13 protein-coding genes are annotated in these 16138 nt (G+C 58.6%); 6 read left to right on the top strand and 7 right to left on the bottom strand.

All coding sequences use genetic code 11. The features are described from left to right. Positions 1 to 176: 176 nt before the first annotated feature. Positions 177 to 2366 carry a catalase/peroxidase HPI gene (katG, locus tag N7V53_RS10550; protein ID WP_279793350.1) on the top strand — a complete coding sequence of 730 codons (2190 nt, stop codon included), beginning with the start codon at positions 177 to 179 and terminating at the stop codon, positions 2364 to 2366. Between the two features lie 228 nt (positions 2367 to 2594). On the opposite strand, the gene N7V53_RS10545 is transcribed toward katG, so the two are convergent. From N7V53_RS10545 to fdhF, 5 genes are all read right to left on the bottom strand, one after another. After that, complete coding sequence (locus tag N7V53_RS10545; protein ID WP_034812560.1) at positions 2595 to 2804, bottom strand: hypothetical protein; 210 nt, start codon at positions 2802 to 2804, stop codon at positions 2595 to 2597. 68 nt (positions 2805 to 2872) lie between these two features. Beyond that, the gene (locus tag N7V53_RS10540; protein WP_279793349.1) at positions 2873 to 3859 is read right to left on the bottom strand and encodes a cytochrome d ubiquinol oxidase subunit II; all 987 of its coding nucleotides are present in this window, start codon (positions 3857 to 3859) and stop codon (positions 2873 to 2875) included. 1 nt (position 3860) lies between these two features. Further along, positions 3861 to 5243, bottom strand: a complete 1383-nt coding sequence (locus N7V53_RS10535; RefSeq protein WP_279793565.1) for a cytochrome ubiquinol oxidase subunit I — start codon at positions 5241 to 5243, stop codon at positions 3861 to 3863. Next, on the bottom strand, positions 5240 to 5719 hold the full coding sequence (locus N7V53_RS10530; RefSeq protein ID WP_042713783.1) for a DUF1641 domain-containing protein: 480 nt from the start codon (positions 5717 to 5719) through the stop codon (positions 5240 to 5242). Before N7V53_RS10530 ends, N7V53_RS10535 begins: the two co-directional genes overlap by 4 nt. Next, on the bottom strand, positions 5719 to 8691 hold the full coding sequence (gene fdhF / locus N7V53_RS10525; protein WP_279793348.1) for a formate dehydrogenase subunit alpha: 2973 nt from the start codon (positions 8689 to 8691) through the stop codon (positions 5719 to 5721). The genes N7V53_RS10530 and fdhF overlap by 1 nt, the downstream gene beginning before the upstream one ends. A gap of 531 nt (positions 8692 to 9222) precedes the next feature. Here fdhF and N7V53_RS10520 point away from each other — a divergent pair. The 5 genes from N7V53_RS10520 (at position 9223) to gap (ending at position 12823) form a co-directional block, all read left to right on the top strand. Continuing rightward, on the top strand, positions 9223 to 9408 hold the full coding sequence (locus tag N7V53_RS10520; RefSeq protein ID WP_034812569.1) for a general stress protein: 186 nt from the start codon (positions 9223 to 9225) through the stop codon (positions 9406 to 9408). 99 nt (positions 9409 to 9507) lie between these two features. Next, the gene (locus N7V53_RS10515) at positions 9508 to 10005 is read left to right on the top strand and encodes a ferritin-like domain-containing protein (RefSeq protein WP_034812573.1); all 498 of its coding nucleotides are present in this window, start codon (positions 9508 to 9510) and stop codon (positions 10003 to 10005) included. 378 nt (positions 10006 to 10383) lie between these two features. After that, positions 10384 to 10638 carry a hypothetical protein gene (locus tag N7V53_RS10510; protein WP_279793347.1) on the top strand — a complete coding sequence of 85 codons (255 nt, stop codon included), beginning with the start codon at positions 10384 to 10386 and terminating at the stop codon, positions 10636 to 10638. Between the two features lie 115 nt (positions 10639 to 10753). Then, positions 10754 to 11734, top strand: a complete 981-nt coding sequence (locus N7V53_RS10505) for a helix-turn-helix domain-containing protein (RefSeq protein WP_279793346.1) — start codon at positions 10754 to 10756, stop codon at positions 11732 to 11734. A gap of 78 nt (positions 11735 to 11812) precedes the next feature. Further along, entirely contained in the window at positions 11813 to 12823 is a 1011-nt protein-coding gene (gene gap / locus N7V53_RS10500) for a type I glyceraldehyde-3-phosphate dehydrogenase (RefSeq protein WP_279793345.1), read from the top strand. Between the two features lie 699 nt (positions 12824 to 13522). Here the strand turns inward: gap and adhP are convergent. Both adhP and N7V53_RS10490 read right to left on the bottom strand, forming a co-directional pair. Beyond that, the gene (adhP, locus tag N7V53_RS10495; RefSeq protein WP_279793344.1) at positions 13523 to 14554 is read right to left on the bottom strand and encodes an alcohol dehydrogenase AdhP; all 1032 of its coding nucleotides are present in this window, start codon (positions 14552 to 14554) and stop codon (positions 13523 to 13525) included. A gap of 26 nt (positions 14555 to 14580) precedes the next feature. Then, the gene (locus tag N7V53_RS10490; RefSeq protein WP_270221054.1) at positions 14581 to 16101 is read right to left on the bottom strand and encodes an aldehyde dehydrogenase family protein; all 1521 of its coding nucleotides are present in this window, start codon (positions 16099 to 16101) and stop codon (positions 14581 to 14583) included. Positions 16102 to 16138 lie beyond the last annotated feature (37 nt).

Here is a 16138-nt window from a genome sequence, read left to right as displayed (position 1 = left end):
AACGCAGCGGTGGCGCGGGCTGCACAATATATCCCCATCCATAACCGGGGAATGTGGTGCAAAGCGGTCTGTTTTTTAAGAAAGGTATTAACTATCAAATCCGTAGATTCATCCAAGTACCTTTAAATATGGCGGCGAGATATCGTAGCGGCATACGTAAGCCAATGGAGCCAGTTATGAGCACGTCAGACGAGACTAACCGCGATGCCGGAATGGGCAAATGCCCGTTTCATCATGAAGCCAGCAAGCCGGAAACGAAAAGCAGCGGCCCTACCACCAACCGTGACTGGTGGCCGAACCAGCTGCGTGTCGATCTGTTAAATCAGCACTCCAGCCGCTCGAACCCGCTGGGCGAGCAGTTCAACTACCGCGAAGCCTTCAAACAACTCGATTACAGCGCCCTGAAAGCCGATATTCGCGGCGTGCTCACCGACTCCCAGGAGTGGTGGCCCGCAGACTGGGGCAGCTACATTGGTCTCTTTATTCGTATGGCCTGGCACAGCGCCGGCACCTACCGCACCGTTGACGGACGCGGCGGCTCTGGCCGTGGTCAGCAGCGTTTCGCCCCGCTCAACTCCTGGCCTGATAACGTTAGCCTCGATAAAGCCCGCCGCCTGCTGTGGCCGGTTAAACAGAAGTATGGTCAGCAGATCTCCTGGGCCGACCTGATGATCCTCGCCGGTAACGTTGCGCTGGAGAACTCCGGCTTCCGTACCTTTGGTTTCGGCGCAGGCCGCGAAGATGTCTGGGAACCGGATATGGACGTGGACTGGGGCAGCGAGAAAGAGTGGCTGACCCACCGCCACCCGGAAAGCCTGGCGCAGGCCGCCATTGGTGCGACCGAGATGGGCCTGATTTACGTTAACCCGGAAGGGCCAAACGCCAGCGGGGAACCGATCTCCGCCGCCGCCGCGATTCGCGCGACCTTTGGCAATATGGGCATGAATGACGAAGAGACCGTGGCGCTGATCGCCGGGGGTCATACGCTGGGCAAAACCCACGGTGCGGCCCATGCGCCGGATTATGTCGGTGCCGACCCGGAAACCGCGCCGCTGGAAGCGCAGGGGCTTGGCTGGAGCAGCAGTTATGGCAGCGGCGTTGGCGCAGATGCCATCACCTCCGGGCTGGAAGTGGCCTGGACGCAAACCCCGACGCAGTGGAGCCACTACTTCTTCGAGAACCTGTTCAAATATGAGTGGGTACAGACCCGCAGCCCGGGCGGCGCGATCCAGTTTGAAGCGGCCGATGCCGATGCCGTGATCCCGGATCCGTTCGACCCGGAGAAGAAACGCAAACCGACGATGCTGGTGACTGACCTGACGCTGCGTTTTGACCCGGAGTTCGAGAAAATTTCCCGCCGCTTCCTCAACGATCCGCAGGCGTTTAACGAAGCGTTTGCCCGTGCGTGGTTCAAGCTGACCCACCGCGATATGGGGCCGAAATCACGCTACATTGGCCCGGAAGTGCCGAAAGAAGATCTGATTTGGCAGGATCCGCTGCCAGCGGCAGTGCATCAGCCAAACGGGGCCGATATTGCCAGCCTGAAAGCAGCGATTGCCGAATCTGGCCTGTCGGTGAGCGAGCTGGTCTCTGTCGCCTGGGCGTCGGCTTCCACCTTCCGTGGGGGTGACAAACGCGGCGGTGCTAACGGCGCGCGTCTGGCGCTGGCCCCGCAGAACGGCTGGGAAGTGAATGCCATTGCCGCAAAAGCGCTGCCTGCCCTGCAAAGCATTCAGCAAACCTCCGGCAAAGCGTCGCTGGCGGATGTGATTGTGCTGGCAGGTGTGGTCGGGGTGGAAAAAGCCGCAGCCGCAGCCGGGGTGCAGGTCACCGTTCCCTTTACCCCAGGCCGCGTGGATGCGCGTCAGGATCAGACCGACGTCGACTCCTTTGCCTTAATGGAGCCGCTGGCCGATGGTTTCCGTAACTATCGCCGCGTCTGGGATGGTGTCAGCACCGAAACGCTGCTGGTCGATAAAGCCCAGCAGCTGACCTTGACCGCGCCAGAGATGACCGCGCTGGTTGGCGGCCTGCGTGCGCTGGGTGCTAACTATGATGGCAGCAAGCACGGCGTCTTTACCGACAACGTGGGCGTGCTGAACACCGACTTCTTTGTCAATCTGCTCGATATGCGCACCGTCTGGCAGGCGAGCGACGAGAAAGGCGAACTGTTCGACGGCCGCGATCGTCGCAGCGGTGAGGTGAAGTTTACCGCCACCCGCGCCGACCTGGTGTTTGGCTCCAACTCGGTGCTGCGCGCCCTGGCGGAAGTCTATGCCAGCGCCGACGGTAAAGAGAAGTTTGTCACTGACTTCGTCGCTGCCTGGACGAAAGTGATGAATCTGGATCGCTTCGACCTGCTGTAAGCTTGCCTCACCGTACACGCCTGCGCCGCCTGAAAAGGGACGCAGGCTTTTTTTTGGCAAAAAAATCCCGGCGGGTTGCCGGGAAAAGTGTGTGATAACGAGTTAAGTGCGGCGGCAAAGGGGCCGCCAAAAATTCGGGTAACAACAGATCAAGCCGCAGGCTTTCCGGCAGGCTTGCGGTCATTAAAAGGGATGATTGTCACGCCGGTGTGACAGTTGCGTGGCATTTTAGCCCGAGGTGTGGGAAGTCTCCTGCTCCAGCGTCAGCACAAAATGGCGATCGTGGCGTTCGATTTTCGCCCCGCTCAAGCCATAGTTGGTGGTTAACATAAAAAAGGTATCGGCATCGACATCAAACGCCAGCTCGACCTGCTGATATTTGCCCGATGTCGCCATCTGATACGCCTGTTTCAGGTTGTACGCTTTTGCTCTGGACATAAAGCCCTCTCCGCGTAGTGCCGTTGTAGAAACCATCGCCCCTATTCTTATAGACTGCTTTTGCCAAACTAGCCGCCAATTTTTCCACTAAATAGCCGAAATCCCCAGGTGTTGTAGAGCAGCGTCACCGGCACCAGCACGCCATAACCGATCAGCAGGAATGTTTGCGTGGCAGGCGGTGCCGCCGCCTGACTGAGAGTAAGATGCGGCGGCACGATCCACGGAAAGAGCGTGAAGGCCAGCAGGCAAAACGCCACGCTGACCATCACCAGCACGCCGAGCAGCGGCAAAAAATCGCGCCCTTTGCGCAGGCCAACAACAAACAGCGCCATACCTGCAAGCGCCACGGCAAGAGAGGGCCCCCATAAGAACGGGTTGAGCAGATGCTGCCGCCAGCTCTCCTGCAACTGCGCGCACCACACCAGCAGCCCCGCCACCATTAACAGGCTGGCCAGCGCCAGCCATGGCAAAAGCCGCCGCGCCCAGGCGCGCAGCCCGCCCGTCATGCGCCACACCAGCCAGCCCGCACCGAGCCACGCATAGCCCAGCGCCAGCGCCACGCCGCAGTAAAGGGGGAAAGGCCGCAGCCACTCAAACCCGGTCCCGGTAAACTGCTGCCCGTCGGTAGTGATACCCTGCATCAGCGCGCCTACTACCACACCCTGCGCCAGCGCGGAAAGAAGTGAGCCGCTAAAGAGCATCGCGTCAAAAAGCCGCGGCGCGTGGGGGCGAAACTCAATCGCCATGCCGCGCACCACCAGCGCCAGCATCATCACAAACAGCGGAATATAGAGCGCGCTCAGCACAATGCCATACGCCAGCGGAAAGAGGCCGAGCAGGCCACCCGCCGCCAGCACCAGCCAGGTTTCATTCCCGTCCCACACCGGCAGCAGCGAAAGGTTGATATCCTGCCGCGCCTGCGCATTTCGCTGAAAAGCGGTAAGGATCCCGGCACCGAGATCGGTGCCATCAAGTAGCACGTAGATCAGCAGACTGCCCGCCAGCGCGACAGCGGAAAGCGTTTCAAGCCAGGGAAAACCGAGGATCGTTAACATACTACTGCTCCCCCTTGCCGCTACGCTGCGCCACTTCCGGTGCCGCGCCCGGCTCATCCTCAGTGGGCAAGTGCGACATCAGTTTCAGTAAAAACCACAGGCCGAGGGCGAAGACCAGTAAATAGACCAGCACGGTGGCGATAAGCGACCCGAGCACCAGATGCCCGCTAACCGGCGAGACGCTCTCTGCGGTGCGCAGCACGCCATACACGCTCCACGGCTGGCGTCCGGTTTCTGTTACCCACCAGCCAGCGAGCATCGCCACAAAGCCAGCGGGAGCCATCAGCACCATCACGCGCTGTAACCAGCGCGCCTGCCACAACCTGCCGCGCAGGCGCACCACCAGCCCCGCAATGCCGGTTGCCAGCATCAGCAGACCGAGGCCAACCATCAGGCGAAAGGCCCAGAATACGCCCGGCACCCACGGCAGATCCGCCGCCGGATACTGGTTCAGCGTATGGATACGCCCCTGCAAATTGTGTCGCAGATAGAGCGAGCCAATATTGGGAATGGCGACTTCATAGTGGTTACGCCGCGCCTGCATATCCGGCAGCGCAAAGAGGCGCAGCGGCTCGCCCTCTCCTGCTGGCGGCGGATCCCAGGCACCCTCCATTGCCGCCAGTTTGATCGGTTGATGATCGCGGGTGTTCTCGCCGTGCAGATCGCCCAGCACCACCTGCAAAGGTGCCAGCAGCACCAGCATCCACATCGCCAGCGAGAACATTTTGCGGGCAGGCAGAGCGCGTGCGTCGCGCAGCAGATGCCATGCACCGCAGGCTGCCACCAGGCAGGCGGTGCCGAGCAGCGCCGCCACCGTCATATGCGCCAGCCGCCACGGGAAGGAGGGGTTGAAAATAGCCGCCCACCAGTCGACGGGCAGAAAACGACCGTCGGCTGCCAGCGTATAGCCGTCCGGCGTCTGCATCCATGAGTTGGCCGCGAGGATCCAGAAGGCGCTCAGAAGCGTACCGATAGCGACAATGACGGTAGCCATAAAGTGCACCCACGGGCGCACCCTGCCCATGCCGAAGAGCATCACCCCCATAAATCCCGCTTCGAGGAAGAAGGCGACGAGGATCTCCATATACATCATCGGCCCGAGTATCGCCCCGGCGCGGCTGGAGAGTGCACTCCAGTTGGTGCCGAAAACAAACTCCATCACCACGCCGCTGACCACACCGACCGCCACGTTGAGGGCGAAGATCTTGCTCCAGTAGCGCCAGAGCGAGAGCCACACTCGCTGCCTGCGCCACAGCCACATTCCTTCCAGAAAAAGCAGAAACAGCGCGAGGCCGAGGGTGAAAGCCGCCAGCACAATATGAAAGCCGATGGTGAAGGCAAACTGGCTGCGCGCCAGCAGCAGGGTCAACTCCTGGCTCATCAGGCGTCGCTGGGTTTGCCGGTGAAAGCGGAGATCGGTTTATCCACCGGCTCCTCCATGCGCCGCGAAAAGGCTTTCAGCCCCTGTAACAGCGGCTGCACGGCACCCCACAACTCGTCGTCCTGCAACATCTTCCACACACCGTGCACGCCGGGCGCTTTATGCTGCTCCTGCGACGGCGGCTGGCTGAAGGCTTCAGCCATATCGCGCAGGCCAAAGGCCAGCTTGTACATCTTGTCCGGCGAGACGCTGGAGAGCGCCATCAGCAGCACCGAGATATTTTGCAGGGCGTTGAGCGTGCCTTCGCGCTGCAAGCCCTTCACTAACACCTCGGCGATTTCGTTATTGGCGCCAACCACATCGTTGGCGAGGCGCAGCACGCCGTGTTTGTGCAATGTCTGGAGTAGACGCTCCAGCTCTTCATGGGCGTCGGGGCCGATTTTGGCCGGCTCCGGCTGATAATCAATTGCTTTAGCCATTAAAATTTCTCCGGGTGAGGTTCGCTTGCGGGGGGCTGGCGGTAGTCGTCGCGCTGCCACTTCTCTTCGACAGGCACCTTATCAATCGGCGTGCGGCTGCCGTGGCGGAAATTGTGTTTCGGTAGTGGGTCGGGCAGCGGCGGGTGTTCGAGAAGCGTCATGCGCACCGCCAGCTCCTTATAGGCCGGGGTGTTGACCTGCGGATCGTGGTGCTCGCCGGTAAGGACGTTGACGCCATCCTTGCCGTGATGAATAGGGATAAAGAGTTCGTTGCCCGCCACGCGATCGGTGATCACCACCGGCACGTCGATTTCGCCGCGACGGGAGGTGAGTGTCACCCAGCTTCCCTCCTGCAAACCGCGCGCGGCGGCAAGCGTCGGGCTGACCTCAACAAACCAGTTTGGCGACAGGCTGGTAGTGCGTCCGCCCTGCCCGCTCTGATTAGTGGACTGGAAATGCTCCAGCATGCGGCCATTGTTAAGATGCAGATCGTATTCCTCATCGGCACTCTCTTCCGGCACACTCCAGCTCAGCGGGTAGAGGTTGGCGCGGCCATCCGGCGTGTTAAAGCGCTCGGTATAGAGCAGCGGCGTGCTGCTACCATCCGCCTTCACCGGCCAGATCTGCGATTTCCACCCTTCAAGGCGCTGATAGCTGACACCGGCGAAGCTCTCCGCAATACTCGCCGCCTCATGCATAATCTCCTGCGGGTGTTGATACCCCCAGTCATAGCCCATCCGCGCGGCCAGCTGGGTGAGGATCTGCCAGTCCGGGCGGCTGTCGCCAAGCGGTGGCATTACCGGGTAGAAGCGCTGGATGCGCCGCTCGGTGTTCACAAAACTGCCCTCTTTTTCCACGCTCGGGCAGCCGGGCAGCACCACATCGGCAAACTGCGCGGTGCGGCTGAGAAAGAGATCCTGCACCACCAGGAAGTCGAGGTCAGTGAAGCCTTCATGCACATTGTGGGCATCGGCATCCGCAAAGGCGGTATCTTCACCGATCACATACATGGCGCGGATCTGCTTTTCGCGCGCCATCTTCACCATCATAAAGTTGTCCTCCCCCACCTCCAGCGAGAGCCGTTCCGCTGGCACGCCCCAGGCGTTGGCCCATTTCGCGCGCACGGCGGGATCGCTGACGGACTCATACCCGGGGTAGAAGTTTTTCAGGCAGCCAAAATCGCTCGCCCCCTGCACATTATTATGTCCGCGCATCGGATAGCCGCCAGTGCCAGGCCGCCCGTAATTACCGGTCACCAGTAACAGATTGGAGAGCGCGGTGCTGGCATCCGCACCGTGGCTGTGCTGCGTGATGCCCATCGCCCACATAATGCAGACGCTCCCGGCCTTGCCGATCATTTCGGCGGCGCGGGTGAGCTGTTCGAGGGGAATACCGGTCTGTTCGGCGGCAAAATCGAGTGTAAAGGGGGCCAGCGACTGGCGATACTCCTCCACCTTGTTGACCCTACTGGCGAGAAACGCCTCATCGGCATAGCCGTTATCAAACATGTAGCGCGACATGGCGCTGGCCCAGGCGAGATCGCTTCCGGGCTGAATGCGCAGGTGCAGATCGGCGCGCTCAGCCATTTCGTGGCGACGCGGATCGACCACCAGCCACTGCTGGCCATGGTGCTTTTTCGCCGCTTTCAGACGCGAGGCGATCACCGGGTGGTTTTCGGCGGTGTTGCTGCCAACAATGATCACCAGATCGGCCTTAATGAGATCCTCAATGGTACCGGCATCGCCGCCGTAACCAACGGTACGAAACAGCCCTTCGGTCGCCGGGTTCTGGCAGTAGCGAGAGGAGTTATCAACGCTGTTGGTGCCAATAATCGCGCGGGCAATTTTCTGCGTCAGATAGGCCTCTTCATTGCTGCCTTTGCTGGAGCCGATAAAACCGATGCTCTCTGCGCCAACGTTATCGCGGATGGAGAGCAGGCGTTTCGCCACCAGATCGAGCGCCTCATCCCAGCTTGCCGGGCGGAACCGCCCGTTTTCGCGAATTAGCGGCGTGGTGATGCGCTCCGGGCTGTTGATAAAGTCCCACGCGAATTTGCCTTTTACGCAGGTGGAGATGCTGTTGACCGGCGCTTCAACGCTCGGCTGCACCTTTAACAGGTGGCGATCGCGGGTCCACATCTCAAAGGAGCAGCCGACGCCGCAGTAAGTGCAGACGGTTTTGGTGCGTTTAATCTCCTGCTGACGCAGATGGGTATCGATCACCGAGACGCCGGAGATAATCTCCGCCCCGGTGGAGTTTTCCAGGGTTTTAATGATGTCGATCAGGGGGCGCTTCAGCGACTGGCGCATTGAGGTGAACGGCCCGGCGTCGGGCTGCATGCTCTTCTCCATCAGCGCATTACAGGGGCAGACCGTCACGCAGTGCCCGCAGCTTACACAGCTGGATCCGGCAATCTGTGTACCGCCGTCCCATAACACGCGCGGGTGCTCCATGGTGTAATCGATGCTCAGGGTTTCGTTCACTTCAACATTCTGACAGGCATCCACACAGCGGCCGCAGAGAATGCACTGATCGGGATCGTAGGTGTAAAAGGGGTTGGAGTGATCTTTGACATAGGGTTTGCGCTCAAACGCATAGCGCTGGATCGGGATATGCATATCCACCACGGTGTTATGCAGCGTGCAGTCGCCGGTGTTGTGTTCGCAGACGGTGCAGTAGAGTTCATGTTTTGCCAGCAGCCGATCCATCCCCTCTTCGCGCGCCGCGCGGGCAGGTTCGTTTGCCGAGGTGATCACCATCCCTTCGCGGCTACGCAAGGTACAGCCGCGTACCAGCTCTCCTTCCGATTCCACCCAGCAGACATCGCAGGTTTGCAGCGGATCGAGCGCCGGGTGGTAACAGACGTGGGGCAGTTTCACATTACAGTGTTCAAGGAAGGGGATCAGCGGCATGTCCGCCGGGCCAATAAGGGGCTTACCATCATAAATGACGGTACATTTTTGCAGGCTCATGTTACTTCCTCACCAATAAAGGGCTGTACGTCCACTCCCGGTGCAATCGGTCGCGCTTTTCAGCGCGCATCGTCGCCCCTGTTCGGGTGGCGTATCGGTTATTAAGGTTTAAACGTAGACCCTGCCGCCCCGCTGAGCCAAACGGCCACGATATATTTATTCGTAAGCCTAAGATTTCTCTCAAAACCATAAGCAAAAGTGATATATCACCCCCTTTCGAACGTAAATTTTTGTCAAAAAAAGCGCAGCGCAAGAATGTTTTGTGACAATCAACGCCGATAGTTTCGTAGGTTATTATTGGTTTTGTCTTTTATTTAGCGCTAAGTCGTTTATTTTAAAGATGCCTTTCAGATGACCGTTTGGTCTAATTAAAATATATCCTCTTTGCAAATATTCTATTTTTCCTTTTTAGCCTCCTCCCCCTGCCGTTTGACTATTCCACAAGCGGGTCTAAATTTAATGACGAACGCCGGCGACACTGCTGAAAAATAAAGTGTCGTTAAACTGAAACAACGAAACAGGAGAAATATTATGGCTGAACATCGTGGTGGCTCAGGTAATTTCGCCGAGAATCGTGAAAAGGCATCAGAAGCAGGCCGCAAAGGCGGTCAACAGAGCGGCGGTAATTTCAAAAACGATCCGCAGCGCGCTTCCGAAGCAGGGAAAAAAGGCGGCCAGAATAGCCACAGCGGCGGCCGTAAGTCCGGCAATAACTAATATTGCTGTGATGGAAAATCACTGCTTTGAAATTAAAGATTAATAACTGGCGAGCCAGCGATGGCTCGCTATTTTTAACGCTATTATTGGGTGGATATTATGCAGATTAATACGCTTAACGACCTTTTTATTCATGGCTTGTCTGACATTTACAGCGCCGAGAAGCAGCTGGCGCGCGCACTGACCAAAATGGCGCGTGAAGCCTCTAACGCTGAACTGGTACAGGCCTTTAAACAGCACCTCGAAGAGACCCACGGTCAGATTGAACGTATCGATATGCTGCTGGAAGCAGAAGCCAACGTGAAACTGAAACGCATGAAGTGTCACGCGATGGAAGGTCTGGTTGAAGAAGCGAACGAAGTGATCGAAGCGAGCGAAAAAGGCACCCTGCGCGATGCCGGCCTGATTGCCGCGGCGCAAAAAGTAGAGCATTACGAAATTGCCTCTTACGGCACGCTCTGCACGCTGGCAAAACAGTTGGGCTATAAGAAAGCCGCTGAGCTGCTGGCGCAAACGCTGGAAGAGGAGAAAAATACTGATAATCTCCTGACTAAAATCGCCACCAGCAAAATTAACCAGAAAGCAGAAGTGGAATAATTCCCCACTTCGTTAGGGCTGATAATTGCTTTAAATGACAACGGCTTAATCTCCGGTAAATTTAAAGACGTTATCAGCCAGAATAGTATGCGCACACCAAGGTAAACGGTACGGCAAAAGTCAGGCAGGGCGATCCCTTGTTATTACGCAGCAAATTAGCCGCCATAACAAGCACGGTTATTGTTATAAGAATGACCTAATCCCTTGATTTAACACTTTGATTAGCCGTACTGAACTAATTTAACGCTCATGGTGCGCAACAGCGGCGTAAATTTTAACTGGCGCGGTCACTATGACCCACGACTCCTGGAACATATTGCGGCAATGTCGGCACGCCGATTCGCGAGATGTGCTGCCGTCACCGATGAGGAACGAGATATGCAACAGAACCTGAAACTTGTAAGGAATGTCCGTGTTAATTCGCGCACCAGCGCCGATCTCGGCTGGCAGGTGCAGGATGAGTTTGAACGTACTCGCCTGGAAAAACCCTTCGTACCGGTACAGGTGGCCAGTAATGAAGAGACTGCGCCGCAGACGCACCGTGAAGCGAAGCTCGATCCGCTCCAGCAATACCTCGTCGCAAGGATGGCGAATCGCCAGCAGGTGCAGGAGCTGGCTGAACAACATGAGTAACAGAGGGTAAAGACCCTCCCGCTACGTGCCTTGCCTGACTTGCCCGGCCTTTATGCGCCGGGCATTTTTCTGTCCGCCTGTTGACTTCTTTTGTTATCAGCGTACTTTTCAGGACATGAAAACATTCCTGATTATTGTGCCCGATGGCGGCATGCTGTTTGAATCCGCCGGTATTGCCGACATTCTGATGCAGGCCAATCGCCTGCACCCGGACGGTGCCGGTGAACCTCGTTATACCCTGCGTATTGCCACCACCCAACCTCACCCGGTGATCCACGGCCAGTCCGGTTTAAACCTGTTAGCCGACCACCGGCTGCCGGAGATCGATCCGCGCAAGCCCTGGGACACCATTATGATCACCGGTCGCGGTAACGATGAAGAGGAAGGCACGGCGGTGGTGGACTGGCTGCGTCTTGCCGCCCCCCACGCGCGCCGCGTGGTCTCTATCTGCGGCGGCGCAATGCTGTTGGCGCAGTCGGGTCTGCTGGATGGTCGCCGCGCGACAACCCACTGGCGGCTGCTGGAGACGATGCAGCGCTGTTACCCCGCTATCACGGTTGAAAGCGGCCCGCTCTATATTCAGGATGGCCCGGTCTGGACCTCCGGCGGCGTCAGCTCCGGGTTCGATCTCACCCTTGCGCTGGTGGAGGAGGATTACGGGTTTACCCTCGCCCGCGATGTGGCGCAGGATCTGGTGATGTATCTGCGCCGCCCCGGCGGACAGTTGCAGTTCAGCCGCTACCATCTGCAACAGGCCGAAAACAGCGGGCCAATCAGCACCCTGCAAAGCTGGATTGTGCAAAACCTGGCGGCGGATTTAAGCGTTGAGGCGCTGGCCGAACAGGTGGCGATGAGCCCGCGCAATTTTACCCGCGTCTTTACCCGCGAAACCGGCATCTCCCCGGCGCGCTATGTGGCCGAAGCGCGTCTTGCCGCCGCCCGCGACAGGCTCGAGCAGAGCCGCGACACGCTGGAGCGCATCGCCCTGCAAACCGGCTTTGGCAGCAGCATCAACCTGCGCCGAACTTTTGAGCGCCAGTTGCACCTCACCCCCGGCGAATATCGCCAGCGCTTCCACCGCCGCACTTTGGCGTAAAGTGATCCTTTTTTGTCATTTACGCCAAAAGATGCCAGGCCTACAGTGAATGCAGATCCCGAATGGAAGGAGAGCATCATGGTTAAGGTTGGCATTAATGGTTTTGGCCGCATCGGCCGCAACGTGTTACGCGCAGCGCTGGGCAATGCCGAGGTTGAGATTGTGGCGATTAACGATCTCACTGACAGTAAAACCCTCGCGCACCTGCTTAAGTACGACTCGCTTTCCGGCACCCTGCCGGTGCCGGTTGAGGCGGGCGAAGGCGAGCTGAGAGTTGATGGCAAAGCGATCCGCGTGTTTAGCAAGCGCGATCCGGCCCTGATTCCGTGGCGCGACGTGGGCGCAGAGATTGTGATTGAAGCGACTGGCTTTTTTACCGACCGTGAGAAAGCGGCAGTACATATCAACAGCGGCGGCGCAAAGCGGGTGATTATCTCCGCGCCGGGTAAAAACGACGATTTAACCATTGTGCTGGGCGTGAACGACGGGCAGTACGATCCGCAAAAACACCATGTGGTGAGCAACGGCAGTTGCACCACTAACGGCCTGGCTCCCGCCGCCCAGGTGCTGCATCAGCACTTTGGTATTGAGCATGGCCTGATGAACACTACCCATGCTTATACCAACAGCCAGGCGCTGCACGACCAGCCGGAGAAAGATCTGCGCGGCGCGCGCGCGGCGGCGCTCTCAATTGTCCCCTACTCCAGCGGCGCGGCAAAAGCGCTGGGGAAAGTGATCCCGGAACTCGAAGGTCGCCTGACCGGCTACTCCCTGCGCGTGCCGGTGCCGGTGGTGTCGATTGTTGACCTGACCGTGACGCTGAAGCGCGATGTGACGGCAGATGAGGTGAATAACGCCTTCCGCGAAGCGGCAGCCGCCGGGCCGCTTAAAGGGATCCTCGGTTACAGCGATGAGCCGCTGGTCTCCAGCGACTATCAGGGCGATGCGCGTTCATCGATTATCGACGGGCTCTCAACGCTGGTGATTGGCGGCAATATGGTGAAAATCCTCGCCTGGTATGATAACGAGTGGGGATTCTCCAACCGCCTGGTAGAGCTGGCGGCGCTAATGGCGAAGCGCGGGCTGTAAGCGGATTGCCGGATGGCGGTTACGTAAACGGCGTTACTGAAACGGCGTAGGCCGGATAAGCGCCAGCGCCATCCGGCATATTCCGCGGCATCGCTTGCCGGATGGCGGCTTCACCTTATCCGGCCTACAAAAACGGAGCTACTGAAACCGCGTAGGCCGGATAAGCGTGTAACGCGCCATCCGGCAATTTCTCCGCGGCACCGATTGCCGGATGGCGGCTACGCCTTATCCGGCCTACAAAAACGAGCCTTCAGCAACACCGATATTGCCTTTACCTCCGGTCTCACAGCGAGGGTGTTGACCCCCGCTGAAATCGGCGAACCGAAGCGTGAATGACAAGGTCTGGACGCCATGGATGGCGGACAGAGGCGAACCGAGACAGGGAGCGAATCCCCGTAGGGGTGAGCAAGTCGAGTCGAGCCGGCCGCAGTCAGGCACGCGGGAGGTGAGCGCAGTGCGAAGCACCGATTTCCTCGCGGGGCCGCGGGGATTGACAAGGGGAGCGCGGCCGCTTCCCTTGTCCCGTTCACCGCATAAGAGATTAATGAAACTCCCGAACGCCTGGTGAACGGAATCCTTCCACCGAAGCAGCATGCCAGGTTCATTGCCTGATGGCGGCTTCGCCTTATCAGGCCTACGAACCCCATGTTGCTGAAACGAAGTAGGCCGGATAAGCGTTTACGCGCCATCCGGCAATTTTTACATCGCCATATCCACCACGATACGGCCGGTGATTTTCCCGGCGCGCATGCGATCGAAAATATCGTTGATGTTCTCCAGCGGCTCCACGGCGATCTCGGCATGCACCTTGTTGCGCCCGGCGAAATCGAGCGCCTCCTGCAGATCTTTACGCGTACCGACAATCGACCCGCGCACCGTGGTGCCATCCAGCACCATATTGAAGATCGACAGATCGAACGTCCCCGGCGGCAGACCGTTCAGCACCATTGTGCCGCCGCGGCGCATCATGGTAGTGGCCTGCGCGAAGGCCTTCGGCGACACCGCCGTGACCAGCACGCCATGCGCGCCGCCAAACTCCTCGTGAAAACGGGTGCCGGGATCCTCGTTCAGGGCATTCACCACGACCGAAGCGCCAAGACGGCGGGCAAACTCCAGTTTCTCATCATCAATATCGACCGCTGCGACATTCATCCCCATCGCCACTGCGTACTGAATCGCCAGGTGACCCAGCCCGCCAATGCCGGAGATCACCACCCACTGCCCGGCGCGGGCTTCGGTCATCTTCAGCCCTTTATAGACCGTCACTCCGGCGCAGAGAATCGGCGCGATTTCGTTAAAACCGACGTTATCCGGCAGGATGCCGACATAATTAGCGTCGGCCAGGCAATATTCAGCAAAGCTGCCGTTGACCGAATAACCGGAGTTCTGCTGACCATGGCACAACGTCTCCCAACCGCCGAGGCAGTGTTCGCAATGCCCGCAGGCCGAGTAGAGCCACGGCACGCCAACGCGATCGCCCTCTTTGATATGCGTCACGCCCGCGCCTACCGCAACCACATGGCCGACGCCTTCATGGCCCGGAATAAACGGCGGGTTGGGTTTTACCGGCCAGTCACCTTCCGCGGCGTGCAGATCCGTATGACACACCCCGGTGGCGGCGATTTTGACCAGAATTTTGCCCGGTGCCACGGCGGGCACCATCACTTCTTCAATCACCAACGGTTGACCAAACGCCTTCACGACGGCGGCCTTCATGCTTTTCAGTTGCATTTTCTCATCCTCATCCTGATGGATAATCAATAGAGACCCAGCGGGGAACCGCTGTAGCTGACCAGCAGGTTTTTGATCTGCTGATAGTGACTGAGCGCCAGTTTGTGCGTTTCACGCCCCACGCCCGAGTTTTTGTAGCCGCCGAACGCCGCATGCGCCGGATAGAGGTGGTAGCAGTTGGTCCACACGCGACCCGCTTTGATCGCACGCCCCATCCGCCACGCGCGGTTGATATCCAGCGTCCACAGCCCGGCACCCAAGCCATATTCGGTGTCATTGGCAATTTGCAGCGCTTCCGCTTCATCTTTAAAGGTGGTGATACCGATTACCGGCCCGAAGATCTCCTCCTGGAAGCAGCGCATTTTGTTGTGGCCTTTGATCAGCGTCGGCTGGATGTAGTAACCCTTCTCCAGCTTATCGCCATGCTCAAGGTGCGCGCCGCCGGCGATGATTTCGCCGCCCTCTTCACGGGCAATGTTGATATAGGAGAGGATTTTGTCGTACTGCTCCTGAGATGCCTGCGCGCCAATCATGGTTTCGGTGTCGAACGGGTCGCCTTTACGGATGTTCTCCATGCGGGCAATCACTTTTTCAACAAACTGCGGGTAGATGGACTCCTGCACCAGCACGCGCGACGGGCAGGTACAGACTTCGCCCTGGTTGAAGAAGCCGAGCACCACGCCCTCAACCGCTTTGTCGATATACTCGGCGTCGCCATTCAGCACATCTTCAAAGTAGATGTTGGGGGATTTACCGCCCAGCTCGACGGTGCTCGGGATGATGTTTTCAGCCGCGCAGGCGAGGATATGGCGACCAATCGGCGTTGAGCCGGTGAAGGCAATTTTTTCGATGCGCTTGCTGCGCGCCAGCGGCTCGCCCGCTTCCATACCGAAACCGTGCACCACGTTCAGCACCCCTTTCGGCAGCAGATCGCCAATCACTTCCATCAGCACGCAGATGCCCAGCGGCGTCTGTTCAGCGGGTTTCAGCACCACGCAGTTACCGGCAGCCAGCGCCGGAGCCAGCTTCCAGGCCGCCATCAGGATCGGGAAGTTCCACGGGATAATCTGCCCGACCACGCCGAGCGGTTCATAGATATGGTAGGCGACGGTATTGCTGTCGATCTCTGCCGCTGTCCCCTCCTGCGCGCGGACGCAGCCGGCAAAGTAGCGGAAGTGATCGACAGCAAGAGGAATATCGGCACCCAGCGTTTCGCGGATCGGTTTGCCGTTGTCCCAGGTTTCCGTTAACGCCAGCAGCTCAAGGTTGGCTTCGATGCGATCGGCAATTTTCAGCAGCACATTGGCGCGATCCTGCACGCTGGTTTTGCCCCAGCTCTCGGCGGCGGCATGGGCGGCGTCGAGCGCTTTTTCGATATCTTCCGCCCCGGAGCGCGGGAACTCGGCAATCACCTCTCCGGTCACCGGCGAGGTATTCGTAAACCAGCGGCCCTCAATCGGATCGACAAATTCGCCGCCAATATAGTTGCCATAACGCGGCTTGTAAGAGACTTTCGCGCCATCAAGGCCAGGGTGCAGATATTTCATAAGATGTTCCTCGTTATTATCGGTACAGAAGAGGCGT

Source organism: Kosakonia sp. HypNH10 (assembly GCF_029850615.1).
In the GTDB taxonomy this organism is placed as follows: domain Bacteria; phylum Pseudomonadota; class Gammaproteobacteria; order Enterobacterales; family Enterobacteriaceae; genus Kosakonia; species Kosakonia cowanii.
Note: the sequence above shows the minus strand (reverse complement) of the source record. Positions and strands in the feature narration are given on the sequence as shown.